Genomic DNA, 12,661 nt, shown 5'->3' with positions numbered 1-12,661 from the left:
CCGAAGGCCTACCAGCTGCCGGTGTTTTCCATGGACGCCCAGGGTTCCTGGGGTGCCAGGGAAGGCCCAGCCTGCAGCAGCTCTATGGAGATGCCATCGGGTGATCGTATAAAGGCCATATGTCCATCTCGGGGGGGGCGATTGATCGTGACGCCGGCATCCATCAAGCGCTGGCAGAGCGCATAGATGTCCTCGACTTCATACGCCAGGTGACCAAAGTTACGACCGCCATCATAGGTCTCTGAGTCCCAGTTATGCGTGATCTCTAGTACCGGAGTGAGGCTTACGCCTTCCTGTGTGGTGCTTTCGGCATCGCCAGGGGCTGCAAGAAACACCAGTGTGAAACGTCCGGCCTCGCTGTCATAGCGCCGCACTTCCACCATGCCCAGCTTGGTGCAGTAGAAGTCCAGAGTCTCTTCCAGGTCGCGAGCGCGCACCATGGTATGCAGATACTTCATAACAGCCGTCCCCTGCGAAGCTGTAAAACGTGTAGTTCAACGAGCATGGTAGGGGGCGGTCGCAACCGCCGCAAGTGACGGTGTCTTAGCTCGCCCGCGCTGCTGCCTGCATGCCTGCGAGCTTGCCTGAGAAAGTCGCATCGCCCACCGACATACCGCTGCTGTAACCCGCCGCTGTGCGCACTACGCCGCAGGCTGTGCGCCCGGCCGCATACAGCCCAGGAACCACAGTCCGTTCAGGATTAACGACCTCGCCAGTCGGCAAAGTATCCAGGCCGCCCAGGGTGAAGTAAGGCAGAAATGCACCGCGCCCGGGGGTAACATCCAGGGCGACCAAGGGCGGCTTGAGGTGGATCATCCACTCGGCTGACTTGTGGAACAGTGTATCCTCGCCCGCGGCACAATCTTCATTGTAGGTATTTATGGTGTGCACCAGCGACCCTCGTCGCAGGCCCAGCTCTTCCTCCAGCTCCTCCACGGTTTCTCCGGTGCCTGCTACCTCAGCTCCCAGATAGCTGACCTGCTCGTAGTCACCGTATTGCTCTACGGTGACAATGAAATACAGTCGATCAGATTGCTGGCGCAAGGCAAAGTCACCCAAACGACCATGGTATACGTCCTCATTGACGAAGCGCTGACCCTTGTCGTTGATGAGAATGCCATAGGTCATGCTGGCCGGCGGGTAGTAGGGCAGACTGACGAAACCCTCGTGCATATTGATGGCAACGCCGCCTACACCCATACCCATGAGTATGCCGCTGCCGGTATCGCCAGGGTTGCCGATGGGAACCGTGCCAGCGCTGAGTTTGGGGGCATACTTTTTCAGCATTTCCTCGTTCATCACAAAGCCGCCCGCACAGAGAATCACGCCTCCTTTGGCGCGCACATTGAGCTCTTTCTGGTTTTGGCGCACCACGATGCCCACGACTTCCTCGGCGTCATTGGTAATCAAAGTGAGTGCGCGTGTCTCATAGTGAACGGTGATGGCGTCACGCTTTTCCACGTTCTCAGTGACGATCTTCATGAATAGCGGCCCGCCGTTGTCGCCTTCCACTTCGAGGTTGTGGCCGCGTGGACAGGGCTTGGCATGCTCTGCGAAGGGGTAAGCTTTCTCGGAGCCGGTGTACAACAGGCAGTCATCCGTGAGGCACATGATGGCGCGCTCTTTATGGAAGCTGTCCTTGAAGGGCACCCCCAGACTGACCAGCCAGTCGAAATGTGCGGCGCTGTTTTCACAGTAATTGCGAATTTTTTGTTCGTCCGCTTGCGGGCCTGCACACATCATCATGTAGGTGAACATGGCATCTGTGCTGTCGTCGAAGCCGCAGGCTTGTTGTACTCGGGTACCGCCGCTTCCGCCCATATAGATCTCGGCGCTGGACAGCGCCGTAGAGCCACCGCTGGCACTGGCAACCTCGAACAGGCAAACCTCGGCACCGGCGTCCGCTGCGGCAATAGCCGCACAGCCGCCGGCGCCACCGAACCCGACAATGGCGACATCCGTTTCAATGTCCCAGCTGTCGATATCCTTCTCTGCGCGGGGTTTGCTGGGGCTGGTTTTGGGGTGATCGCTCATGATTTCCTCACTGATAAACGATACACGGCCTCTAATCTGAACGAGCGCCTCTGCGCTGGGTCAACGGGCTTTTCACGGTGTATCCAAGGCTAGAAATTAAACCGCCTGAATCGTTGGGAAACAACGGGACCCGCAGCGCAGCGGCACAAGTAATTGAACATGCCTGCGCTTTATCGCTGGCGATGATTTCTTGTCGTTGATCCTGTGTGCCTCAGGCCCCCTGAGGTACAATCTGGCGCTTTTCCTTCACACCTTAAAACAGACTATGTGGTTCAAAAACCTGAGGGCCTACCGGCTCACCACCCCCTTTACGATGACGCCAGAGCAGCTGGCCCAGACACTTTCCCAGCGCGTTTTCACACCTTGTACACCCGCCCAGCCACTGTCCATGGGCTGGGTGCCGCCCACTGGAATCGAGGATGGCGAACTGGTGCACGCGGCCGGCGGTCGAATCTTGCTCAAGCTGCGACGCGAGGAAAAACTATTACCCGCATCCGTAGTACGTGAGGAGCTGGAGGAGCGCATTGCTACTATAGAGGCGGATCAGGCACGCAAGGTTTATCGCAAGGAGCGGCTGTCGCTGAAGGATGAGATTGTGCAGGACTGTTTGCCACGCGCATTTTCCCGCACCAGCCATATCGATGCTTATATCGACACGCGCACAAACTGGATACTGGTCAATGCTGCCAGCGCCGCGCGCGCCGAGGAGTTCCTCAATCTCCTGCGTGATTGCATTGGCAGTTTTCCTGTGGTGTTGCCACAGGTGAATAATGCGCCCGCGGCGACCATGACCGGCTGGCTGGCGCATCGAAGCCTGCCCCAGGACTTTGAGCTCGGCGGCGAGTGTGAGCTGCGTGAGCCTGGAGAAGAGGGCGGCGTGGTGCGCTGTCGTGGCGTTGATTTGCTGGGCGAGGAGGTGGAAACTCATCTCAATGCAGGCCGACAGGTGGTGCGACTCAGTTTGAGCTGGGATGAGCGCGTGTCACTGGTTGTCGCAGAAGATCTCTGCCTGCGGCGCCTGAAATTTTCGGATGAGCTGATGAAAGAGAATGAAGACCTTCCTGAGGCTGATGATGCGGCACGTCTGGATGCGGACTTCGCACTGATGTCAGATGCCCTGTCGAGCTTGCAGGATCGCGTGATCGAGTTGTTTGGTGGCGAGGTCGAATAAGTCGTAATGACGGCGCGCGCAGATACCGCTGACTATCGCCAGCTGTTTCTGGCCGACACGCCCATGATGGATGTGCGTGCGCCTGTTGAGTTCGCCGCCGGTGCCTTTCCGGGCACTGCGAGCCTGCCCCTGATGACCGACGAAGAGCGGGCCAAGGTAGGGACCCGTTATAAACAGGCGGGGCAGGCGGCGGCGATCGAGCTGGGGCACGCGCTGGTGTCCGGCGATACCAAAGCAGAGCGGGTGGCGGCCTGGAAATCCTTCGCCCAGTCTCACCCAACGGGTTATCTGTATTGTTTTCGCGGCGGTCTGCGTTCGCGCACTGTCCAGCAGTGGTTGCACGAGGCAGGCGTCGACTACCCCCTTGTGACCGGTGGCTACAAAGCCATGCGGCGTTTTCTCATCGATGAGTTGGCGCGATTGCTGGAACGCACGGGCATCGTGCTGATTGGTGGTCGAACCGGTGTCGGTAAAACTCGTGTTATTGATCGCTTGTCACATGCTGTTGACCTTGAGGGCGCGGCCAATCACCGGGGTTCCGCGTTTGGTCATCTAGTTGAGCCACAACCGTCGCAGATTGATTTCGAGAACCGCATTACCATCGCCTTGATGAAGCTGGTTGCCGGTGGCTGTTCTCAGGTGTATCTGGAAGATGAGGGGCAGTTAATCGGTCGACTATCGCTGCCCGAAGCGTTGCGCAAGCAGATGGCGCAGGCCTCTTTGGTGATTGTGGACGAACCGCTGGAAAGCCGCGTTCAGGCGGTGCTCGAAGATTACATTGAGGATCTGGGCGCCCGGTTCTATAAACACTTTGGAGACTCGGGCCCACAGCACCATCGGCAGCGCCTGCAATCGGACTTGCTGCGAATCCGCAAGCGATTGGGTGGTGCTATGCAGCAATCTCTTAGTGTCATTATGGATGATGCTTTTGATGCGCAGGAAGCGTCTGGCGATACCGAGGGTCATCGTTCCTGGATTCGCGCTTTGTTGGCGGATTACTACGACCCCATGTATGACTACCAATTGTCAAAGCGTGAAGGTCGTCGATTGTTCACAGGCACGCGAGACGAGGTAGTGGAATGGGTTCAGGCCCGTCCGATATGAAACCCGCAGCCCAACTAGCCAGTGATCTGGTGCTCGTGGGCGGTGGACATGCCCATGCCTTGGCGCTGCGGATGTTGGCGATGGCACCTGTTGCCGGACTACGCATAACGCTGGTGTCTCCCGCTACCCATACACCTTACTCCGGCATGCTTCCGGGACTGCTGGCGGGCCACTACAGTTTCGCGGAAACCCATATCGACCTCGCTGCGCTCTGTGCCTGGGCCGGTGTCCGGTTTATCCGGACGAGTATTACGGGGCTGGATCCGCAGCAAAAGACCATTGCCTTCAGCGATCGCCCGCCGCTGACTTATGACGCCCTGAGTATTGATATTGGCTCCCAGCCCGACACTGCGTCTGTGCCCGGTGCTGCAGAGTTCTCCACCCCGGTGAAGCCAGTTGCCGCTCTCTGGTCGCGATGGCAGAACACGCTTAGTGGATTGGAAAGTGGTGCGCGCCTGGCCATTGTGGGCGGCGGCGCTGGCAGTGTGGAGCTTGCTCTGGCCATTGCCCACGTGTTGTCGGAGCGCAATCTGGCCATTGATCTGTATTGTGGTGCTCCACAGATTTTGCAGGGTTATAACCCCCGCGCCCGGCGCCGTGTTGAACGGGCGCTTATTGATCACGGTGTGCATTTGCATGTTGATCATCGGGTAGCGCGTGTAAAAGCTAATGCACTGTATCTGCAGGGTGGTGCCAAGGCCCACTATGATGAGCTGCTTTGGTGCACCGGGGCGTCAGCATCGCCGTGGCTTTCAGACAGTGGCCTGCCCGTGGATGATCGGGGCTTCCTGGCGATCACGGATACGCTGCAATCAACGGGCAGCGCAGCGGTGTTCGCCGTCGGTGACTGTGCCACGCAGATCAATCACCCCAGGCCTAAGGCCGGTGTTTATGCGGTGCGTCAGGGGCCAGTGCTTGCGAACAATCTGAGAGCCTATGTACTGGGCCAGCCTCTGAAATCTCACGCACCGCAGAAGCGATTTTTGTCGCTGCTTTCTCTGGGCGATAAGTTGGCCGTGGCCGACCGAGGCCCCTTCAGCGCCAGCGGGGCATGGGTCTGGCGGTGGAAAGACCGGATTGACCGTGAATTCATGCGCCGGTTTTCGCACCCGCCAGTAATGCCGGACACTACGCCGGGCTCTTCTGTGCCTGCGGCCAACCCCATACAGGCCCCCTGTGGCGGCTGCGGCGCCAAACTCGCGCCTGCAGAGCTTTCTGCGGTGTTGGCAGGCCTACGACAGCGTTATCCAAAGGCCACGCAAGCTGATAATGGTCCGACGTTGGGTTCGGACGACGCTGCGGTAGTGATGACACCCGAGCCGATGTTGTTGCAGAGCGTGGATAGCCTGCGGGCGCTGGTATCTGATCCTTATCTAATGGGGCAGATCGCCGCCAATCATGCGCTGTCAGACCTCTACGCCTGTGGTTCCACACCCGTATCGGCGCAGGCCTTGGTAACGCTTCCTTTTTCCACCGCGCACGTGGGCGCTGGAGACCTGGAGCAAATGCTCGCCGGCAGCTTATCGATATTTGAAAAGGCTGGTTGTGTCTTGCTCGGAGGCCACAGCATGCAAGGGCCCGAGTGCCAACTGGGTTTTGTGGTCAATGGGCTCAGTGGCGAACGTTCCTTGCCAAAGCACGGCCTTCGCCCGGGTGACAGCCTGATTCTCACCAAGCCGTTGGGTACAGGCCTGTTGTTTGCCGCACAGATGCAGGGCCGGGCTGACGGCGGTGACATTGAGGCCGCTATTGAAAGCATGCTGGTATCTAACGCAGTGGGCGCCCAGCTTGCTGTGGAGCATGGAGCAACCGCAGTTACGGATGTCACCGGTTTTGGTCTGGCGGGGCACTTAATCGAGATGCTGGGTGAGGAGGCCGGTGCTTCCCTCAACCTGGCAGCGGTCAGCCTGTTGCCCGGCGCTAACGAGGCAATTACGACCGGCATTCATAGCTCCGGGTTTGCCGGCAACTACGCCCTAGTGGCGGACCGGTGTGAGGCCGACGTGGCTGTTACCGACGCTGCAGCGATTTTGTTTGACCCCCAAACCAGCGGTGGCTTACTGATTGGGGTGAGTGCGGATCGCAGCCGGGCCCTTGTGCAGGCCCTTAATGATCAGGGCATTGAGGGCGCGGTTATCGGAGTTGTTACGGAGAGCCCGGCGCTGGTCTGGGCGTGATCCCGGGGCTTGATCCCGGAGCGCGGGCCCTGGCCTGTGGAGGCCTTAGCCGGTCACAAGCAGATGTTTGACCTTATCGCGGTAGCTGCGACTCACCTTCACCTGCGAGTCTCCCTCAAGATTTAGCAGAAACTCCCCATTGTCGAGGCTCTGTGCGCCAACAATGACCTTCGTGTTGACGATGGTGGAGCGGTGCACGCGCAGGAACACATCAGGATTGAGCAGCGCCTCTAGCTGCTTCATGGTAATGCGCATGATGTGGGTTTCGCCGCCCGCATGAATGCACATGTAGTCGCCGGCGGCATCTACCCAGGTGATCTCCGCCACCCGGATAAAGCGGATATCGTTGCCGTCGCGAATAGTGATTTTCTCGGGCCATTTCTTGGGGGCTTCGCTGCTCTCGGCCATCTCTTCGACAGAGCTGGCGCTGGCGCCGGTGATGCCCATCACCAGCTGTACCAGCTTCTCTTTGCTGGCCGCTGTTTCGGCCTGCGCCCGGTGGGCCAGTGCGCGATTCACTGCTTCTTCCAGTCGCTGTTCGTCGATGGGCTTGAGCACGTAATCTACCGCGTGGACTTTAAACGCGTCGACTGCGAACTCATCGAAGGCTGTTACGAACACAATCATGGGCATATTGTCGGACTGCAGATGCTCGATCACATCAAAGCCGTTCATACCCGGCATCTGGATATCCAGAAAAACCAGGTCGGGGCTCAGTTCCGCAATGGCTTTTAGCGCCTCGGCACCGTTACTACATTCAGCTACCAGCTCGACTGCCGGAATATTCGCCAGGCGCAGGGTCAGGCCTCGCCGTGCCAGGTTTTCATCGTCAACTACTATCGCGCGCAGAGTGCTCATTCACTGTCCGTTGTGTTTTCTAGCGGGATTCGGATTGTAATTGTGAGACCGTGAGGCTCAGTCGTCGAGAGCCGGAACGACTGTTTATTGCCGTACAACGCTTTCAGGCGTTCACGGGTGTTTGCCAAGCCTACGCCGCCGCCCTTGGGCAAGCGGCCATTCCTGAGGTCCAGTCCCGGGCCGTCGTCAGCCACCACCAGCTCAAGGTCCCTGCCGGTCACCGATGCGCTGATTGCGATGGAGCCGCCGTCTATGGCGTTGGCTATGGCGTACTTGATGGAGTTTTCCACCAGCGGCTGCAGCAGCAGGCTGGGCATCAGTGCCTCGCTGGCTGCGCTATCCACATCGAAATGAAGTCTCAATCGCTCGTCGAAACGCACTTTCTCAATATCCAGGTACAGCTGCAGGGCCTCAATTTCCTCGGCCACGGTTACGCGCAGCATCGGATCATTGTCCAGGGAATAGCGCAGGAAGCGAGAGAGCCTGGTGACCATCACATTTGCGAGGCTGTTGTTGCCGTCCAGAACGAGGGTCGATATCGCGTTCAGTGTATTGAATAGGAAGTGTGGGTTCAGCTGATAGCGCAGCATTTTGAGCTGTGCCTCATGTGCCATATTCATGGCTTTGAGGCTGCGCTGGCGCTCTTCCTGCATCAGCAGGTAATACTTGATGCCAAAGTACAGCGCGCTCCACGACAGCATGACCCAGAAGGCGGAGACCGAACCGTCAAAGTAAGAGAAGAAGGACATGCTGCCCCCCTCATACACTTTGCGCTCCTCGGGGAAGGCGTTGTAGAAAATCACGCCGCGGCTGAACATCCACAGCACAGCTGCACCGTAGGAGCCGCCTAGAATGGCGACCACGCGGGTCAGCAGCCCATTGTCCCAGGTAAGGTGGTACATCCAGCGCAGGCCCAGCGTGATGGTCATACCAATCATGGCAATCGTGGGCAGATAGAAACCGTAGTTGTCCGGTGGCCTGCCCCACATGACAATGCCCAGGTAAAAGGACATAGCCCAGCCGCTCCAGCCCACGAACTGCAGGGTCCAGAAGAGGTACTGCTTGTTTTGTAATAGTTCCTGATAACCCATGGCGGCAATTATACGTTTATCACCTGGTTAGTTTGGGCGTTTCATCGCACCTTGGCGGCAGTTTGACGCAGTTTCGAGACTTTACCATGCATTTTTCACCCGCTAAGGTTGCCGGCATCTGTCCTCGTTGGTTCTCCGCTATGACCCTCAAAACCGGCCGCTACAAGCATTACAAAGGCAAGTTCTACGCCGTTGAAGGCGTTGCCCGTCATTCCGAAACTGAGGAACTGCTGGTTGTTTACCGCCCCCTTTACGGTGACGGTGACCTCTGGGTGCGCCCCCTGTCGATGTTCACCGAGCAAGTAGTGGTCGATGGGCAGTCCGTTCCCCGTTTTGATTACGTTTCCGATAACTAATTCGGTATTAATCCGCGTTGCCGGCGAAGGCAGCCAGCGCGTCGCCTGACAGGCGATAACCAATCCACTCGCTTTGCGGTTTGGCGCCGAAGGCTTCGTAGAATTCGATGGCGGGTGTGTTCCAATCCAACACATTCCATTCAAAGCGTGCGCAGTCGCGCGCAACGGCGGTGCGGGCCAGATGTTGCAACAGGGCTTTGCCTGCGCCACTACCTCGGTGAGCCGGGGTGACGTACAAATCCTCCAGGAAGAGGCCGTGTTTGCCTTCCCAGGTAGAGAAGTTAAAAAAGTAAAGTGCAAACCCCGCGGCTTCGCTACCGCGCTCGCAAATAACTGAGAATACCGTGGGGTGTTCGCAGAACAGGGCCTCATGCAACTGTTCTGGCGTTGCAACGGCCTTGTCTAACTCTTTCTCGTAATTAGCGAGTTCACGAATGAACTGAAGTATCAGCGGAACGTCGGCAGGTGTCGCTGGGCGAATGTTGAGGTCGGCCATGTGAATCTCTTTGTCAGGCGGTATAGAGGGTAAAGGCACCAATCGCGATGAAGCCGATGCCGGCGACGAGGCTAAGAACACGCGGGCTCAAGACGTTGGCCACGGCCCCACCAGCGAGCACGCCGAGGCCGGCGGCTACAACAAGTGCGGCTGAGGCGGCGGCAAAAACCAGCCACTTGCTGACCTGTTCGTCTGCAGCAAACAGCATGGTGGCCAGTTGTGTTTTGTCACCCAGTTCGGCGACGAAGACCGCGGCAAACACGGTGAGAAACGCTTTTAGTTCCATGTGAACCTCGCAAGTTGCCGATCGTGCAAGCGCGACAATAGCAGCAGCGCAACAATCGCACCGATGAGTGCACAGGCCATGTCGGTTTGGGTATCCCATTGGTAGCCCTGCATGCCCAGGAACGCGTCGGCGTCTTCGCCGACCGCCAAGGCCACCAGCCACTCAATAAGCTCGTAAAAGGCGCTGAACGCCAGACAAAAGCTCACTATGAACAGATTGCGCCAGCCGGCGCCATTCACTACCTCATTCCTCAGCAGCAGTTCCCGGGCAATCATGGCGGGCACAAACCCCTGCATGACGTGCCCGAGTTTGTCGTAGTTGTTGCGCTGGGATCCCATCATATCTGCCAACGTGTCGAACAGTGGTACCTCGGCATAGGTATAGTGGCCGCCTACCATCAGGACGATGCAGTGCGCGAGGATCAAGCCGTACAGTAGCGGGGTGAGTGGGTGCCTGGCTCGCGTGATGGCTAGCACAATCGCGCCAATCACCGCGGGCGCTACTTCCAGGGCCCAAGTGAAGCTGTCTTTAGGGTCGATAGCCGACCAGACAAAGACCGCGCCAAAGCACAGAGCCCACAGGGAGGGTAACGGTTTCAATCAGACCCCCAATAACGCGTCATCTCCAGATACAGGAATGACGCTGTCCACGTTATTAGAACCAGCCCCGTCAGTGATTCCAGTCCGGTGAGGTAGCGCAGATCGCCGATGGGTTCGATGTCGCCTGTACCCAGGGTGGTGTAAGTGGTGAAGGAGTAGTACACGCAGTCCAGTAGCGTACCTTCGAAGTTGCCCTGCAGATGCCCCCAGTCGTCAGCATGGTGCATCCAGTAGAAAGAGAGCGCAAAGATCCAGACCTCAAGGGCGTGTGCGGTGAGCGCACCGAAGATGCCGAACACGATGCGCATCCGGTGTGGCAGGTACATGCGCGGCATCATGCGCGAGAACTGATGCAGCATCTCGTAGTGAATCACCACTGTGACGGCTACAACGAGGCTATTGAATATAAAGACTGCGAACATAGTTAAGTGCGCCTTGCGTGGCGTCTACACTACCGTTTTTTGTAGGCAGGTGCACAGCTGCCGTGTTGCCTCGACCTACGTAACCCGGAACTGCTCAGGGGTCTTCGGGGTCATTGGCGTACCGAGGCAGGCCGTCGTTTTCCTTAAACCAACTTGGCTCACCGTTAAAGTAAATGTGCATATGTGGCTCAACGTCCAGATCGCCCGCGATATTGGCACGTGTAACGTGAATCTCTTCCGGGTAGTTGGCAGGTTTAAAAAACAGACTGGATCCACAGTTGGTGCAGAAACCGCGTTGTGCGCTCTCCGATGAGGCATACCACTTGAGGAATTCCCTGCCTTCCAGGGTCAGATCACTGGTAGGAACAGACACCCAGGTAACAACCGCCGCACCATGAGAATACTGACACTGCGAACAGTGGCAGTGTGAGCTACCGCCCGAAGGTGGCTCCCACGAAAACCGTATCTCTCCGCACAAACAGTGTCCCTTCGGCATGTTGAAAAGCCTCCTTTAACTTATGTGACTACCACCAAACGATCGTTGTTGAGTATTGCTGACGTGGCTGCGTACTTCGATCTCTCCCATCCGCTAGTTAACGCTGTCCCTGAGCTGTGGCATCAGCTGCAATGCATTGTCCTGCAGAATCTTTTTGCGAATACCTTGGCGGGATGCATCCCGAGTGCAAATCAGCACCTTCGCCAGCGACATTCCGATGTGATAGAACGGCCAGTCCGAGCCAAACAGCAGTCGCTCGCCACCGGTTCGGTTGATGATGTCTTCCAGCCGGCTCACGCCCTGGCCGTGTATGCCCAGCCAGGCATTGTCATAGCGGGTTGCCAGCTCTGTCATGGCTGCCTGGTCACGCGCCCCCGCATGCCCCATAACCACCTGCAACTTTGGAAAATCGGCCAGCACCGCTTCGTAGTGAAGCGGAACCGCGTAGGGCTGGCGAGAATCAGGCTCTATGCCGGCCCGACCCCCATGAAAGAACAGCACAGCGCCTGCGCGCTCCAGCTCTTCATAGAGTGGCATGAGCCGGGTGTCATCGGGATAAAACGACTGTACCGTGGGGTGCAGCTTTATTACCTTGGCGCCCGCCGCGAGGTGGGCTTTTAACTCTGGCACGCTGTCTTCATCCCACGGGTAAACAGAGGCTCCGGCTGTGAGTGACTGTCGGGTATTGGTGGCCTGGATGGCGTTGCGCCAGCGCTCGGTCAGATCATCACCGAACGGTAGCCCTGTTTTTATGGGTAACAGCACAGAATGCCCAATACGCATAGCGCTCATCTCCTGCACAAGCGCAGGGATGGTTTGCGTCTTGGCAAAGCTGCTACCCCATAGGCCCTGCGCAATCGTATTCCGCTGCAGAACCTTTAACTGGGCCTCACTGAAGTTGGCGTTGGCGTATACATCGAGGTCAATGGTGGTACCGTCGCCATCGCTATCAAGCAGATGCTTTACACGCGTCGGTGAGTGCGTAAGGTCAATGTCCGGGGCAAACAGATAGGACATGCCCAGGTGGGTATGCACATCGATGCCGAGCGGAATGCTGTCATCAACACACACCAGCTGCATGTTGTTATCGAGCTCAAACCAGGGCAATTCGGAGAGTCCTCGGTATCCTTCGTACCGCTGTTGCCCATAAGGGCCTTTGCCTGTGAGTCGGGCTTCTTCTGCGCGCTGTTCTGCCAGCGCATCAATGTCTGCTTGGGAAAGTCGGCTCGATTGCTCATCCTGCGAGCAGCCGCTGATCATGGGCAAGGTCGCGGTTGCTGCAAAGCCCTTAAGCAGTGCCCGCCGGGATAGCCCTTTTTCTCGCTGGTCACTCATGCTCAGATGGAGTCACAGATGCTGGTGTTACCAACATAGAGCGAATGGCAGGCAGTGGCCAGTCCCCCACGCCTAGGAATGATTCCTGAAGGAGGCAAACAAAAAAAGCCCCGCATGGCTGCGAGGCTTTTTGTGAATATGGTGCCCAGAGACAGAATCGAACTGCCGACACGGGGATTTTCAATCCCCTGCTCTACCAACTGAGCTATCTGGGCTAGGTCGCCTGACGGCGAAGG

The 12,661-nt window shown here is 57.7% G+C and carries 14 protein-coding genes and 1 tRNA gene; 4 read left to right on the top strand and 11 right to left on the bottom strand.

Annotated features, from left to right (window positions below; genetic code table 11):
* Positions 1-8: 8 nt before the first annotated feature.
* Positions 9-458: a VOC family protein gene (locus IE089_RS09845; protein WP_189477649.1), complete on the bottom strand. Its 450-nt coding sequence runs from the start codon at positions 456-458 to the stop codon at positions 9-11.
* An 85-nt stretch (positions 459-543) separates the two neighbouring features.
* The gene (locus IE089_RS09840; protein ID WP_189477648.1) at positions 544-2,034 is read right to left on the bottom strand and encodes an FAD-dependent oxidoreductase; all 1,491 of its coding nucleotides are present in this window, start codon (positions 2,032-2,034) and stop codon (positions 544-546) included.
* Positions 2,035-2,299: 265 nt separating this feature from the next.
* Between IE089_RS09840 and rdgC the strand changes: the two genes are divergently transcribed.
* Genes rdgC through selD form a run of 3 tightly spaced genes read left to right on the top strand, consistent with a single transcriptional unit; the run spans position 2,300 to position 6,486 of the window.
* Positions 2,300-3,205, top strand: coding sequence for a recombination-associated protein RdgC (gene rdgC, locus IE089_RS09835; RefSeq protein ID WP_189477647.1), 906 nt, complete (start codon positions 2,300-2,302; stop codon positions 3,203-3,205).
* Positions 3,206-3,211: 6 nt separating this feature from the next.
* A complete protein-coding gene (mnmH, locus tag IE089_RS09830) occupies positions 3,212-4,309 on the top strand; it encodes a tRNA 2-selenouridine(34) synthase MnmH (RefSeq protein ID WP_189477646.1) in 1,098 nt (365 codons plus the stop codon).
* The gene (gene selD / locus IE089_RS09825; RefSeq protein WP_189477645.1) at positions 4,306-6,486 is read left to right on the top strand and encodes a selenide, water dikinase SelD; all 2,181 of its coding nucleotides are present in this window, start codon (positions 4,306-4,308) and stop codon (positions 6,484-6,486) included. Before mnmH ends, selD begins: the two co-directional genes overlap by 4 nt.
* A 45-nt stretch (positions 6,487-6,531) precedes the next feature.
* On the opposite strand, the gene IE089_RS09820 is transcribed toward selD, so the two are convergent.
* Both IE089_RS09820 and IE089_RS09815 read right to left on the bottom strand, forming a co-directional pair.
* On the bottom strand, positions 6,532-7,344 hold the full coding sequence (locus IE089_RS09820) for a LytR/AlgR family response regulator transcription factor (protein WP_189477644.1): 813 nt from the start codon (positions 7,342-7,344) through the stop codon (positions 6,532-6,534).
* Entirely contained in the window at positions 7,341-8,357 is a 1,017-nt protein-coding gene (locus tag IE089_RS09815; protein WP_229802702.1) for a sensor histidine kinase, read from the bottom strand. Before IE089_RS09815 ends, IE089_RS09820 begins: the two co-directional genes overlap by 4 nt.
* Before the next feature lie 218 nt (positions 8,358-8,575).
* Here IE089_RS09815 and IE089_RS09810 point away from each other — a divergent pair, with 218 nt between their 5' ends.
* On the top strand, positions 8,576-8,791 hold the full coding sequence (locus IE089_RS09810) for a DUF1653 domain-containing protein (protein ID WP_189477642.1): 216 nt from the start codon (positions 8,576-8,578) through the stop codon (positions 8,789-8,791).
* Between the two features lie 7 nt (positions 8,792-8,798).
* Here the strand turns inward: IE089_RS09810 and IE089_RS09805 are convergent, their stop codons facing one another.
* The 7 genes from IE089_RS09805 to IE089_RS09775 form a co-directional block, all read right to left on the bottom strand.
* Positions 8,799-9,287: a GNAT family N-acetyltransferase gene (locus IE089_RS09805; RefSeq protein ID WP_189477641.1), complete on the bottom strand. Its 489-nt coding sequence runs from the start codon at positions 9,285-9,287 to the stop codon at positions 8,799-8,801.
* 13 nt (positions 9,288-9,300) lie between these two features.
* Complete coding sequence (locus IE089_RS09800; protein WP_189477640.1) at positions 9,301-9,573, bottom strand: TMEM165/GDT1 family protein; 273 nt, start codon at positions 9,571-9,573, stop codon at positions 9,301-9,303.
* Positions 9,564-10,172: a DUF2238 domain-containing protein gene (locus IE089_RS09795; protein ID WP_189477639.1), complete on the bottom strand. Its 609-nt coding sequence runs from the start codon at positions 10,170-10,172 to the stop codon at positions 9,564-9,566. Before IE089_RS09795 ends, IE089_RS09800 begins: the two co-directional genes overlap by 10 nt.
* A complete protein-coding gene (locus IE089_RS09790) occupies positions 10,169-10,594 on the bottom strand; it encodes a potassium channel family protein (RefSeq protein WP_189477638.1) in 426 nt (141 codons plus the stop codon). Before IE089_RS09790 ends, IE089_RS09795 begins: the two co-directional genes overlap by 4 nt.
* A 94-nt stretch (positions 10,595-10,688) precedes the next feature.
* Positions 10,689-11,090 (bottom strand): GFA family protein, encoded by a 402-nt coding sequence (locus tag IE089_RS09785; RefSeq protein ID WP_189477637.1) that lies wholly within the window; start codon positions 11,088-11,090, stop codon positions 10,689-10,691.
* 93 nt (positions 11,091-11,183) lie between these two features.
* The gene (locus tag IE089_RS09780; protein ID WP_189477636.1) at positions 11,184-12,425 is read right to left on the bottom strand and encodes an amidohydrolase family protein; all 1,242 of its coding nucleotides are present in this window, start codon (positions 12,423-12,425) and stop codon (positions 11,184-11,186) included.
* Positions 12,426-12,564: 139 nt separating this feature from the next.
* Positions 12,565-12,640 (bottom strand) — tRNA-Phe (locus IE089_RS09775).
* Positions 12,641-12,661 lie beyond the last annotated feature (21 nt).

Origin of the sequence: Parahalioglobus pacificus (assembly GCF_014652275.1) — a bacterium.
GTDB lineage: Bacteria > Pseudomonadota > Gammaproteobacteria > Pseudomonadales > Halieaceae > Parahalioglobus > Parahalioglobus pacificus.
This window is presented reverse-complemented; position numbering and strand designations above follow the sequence as displayed.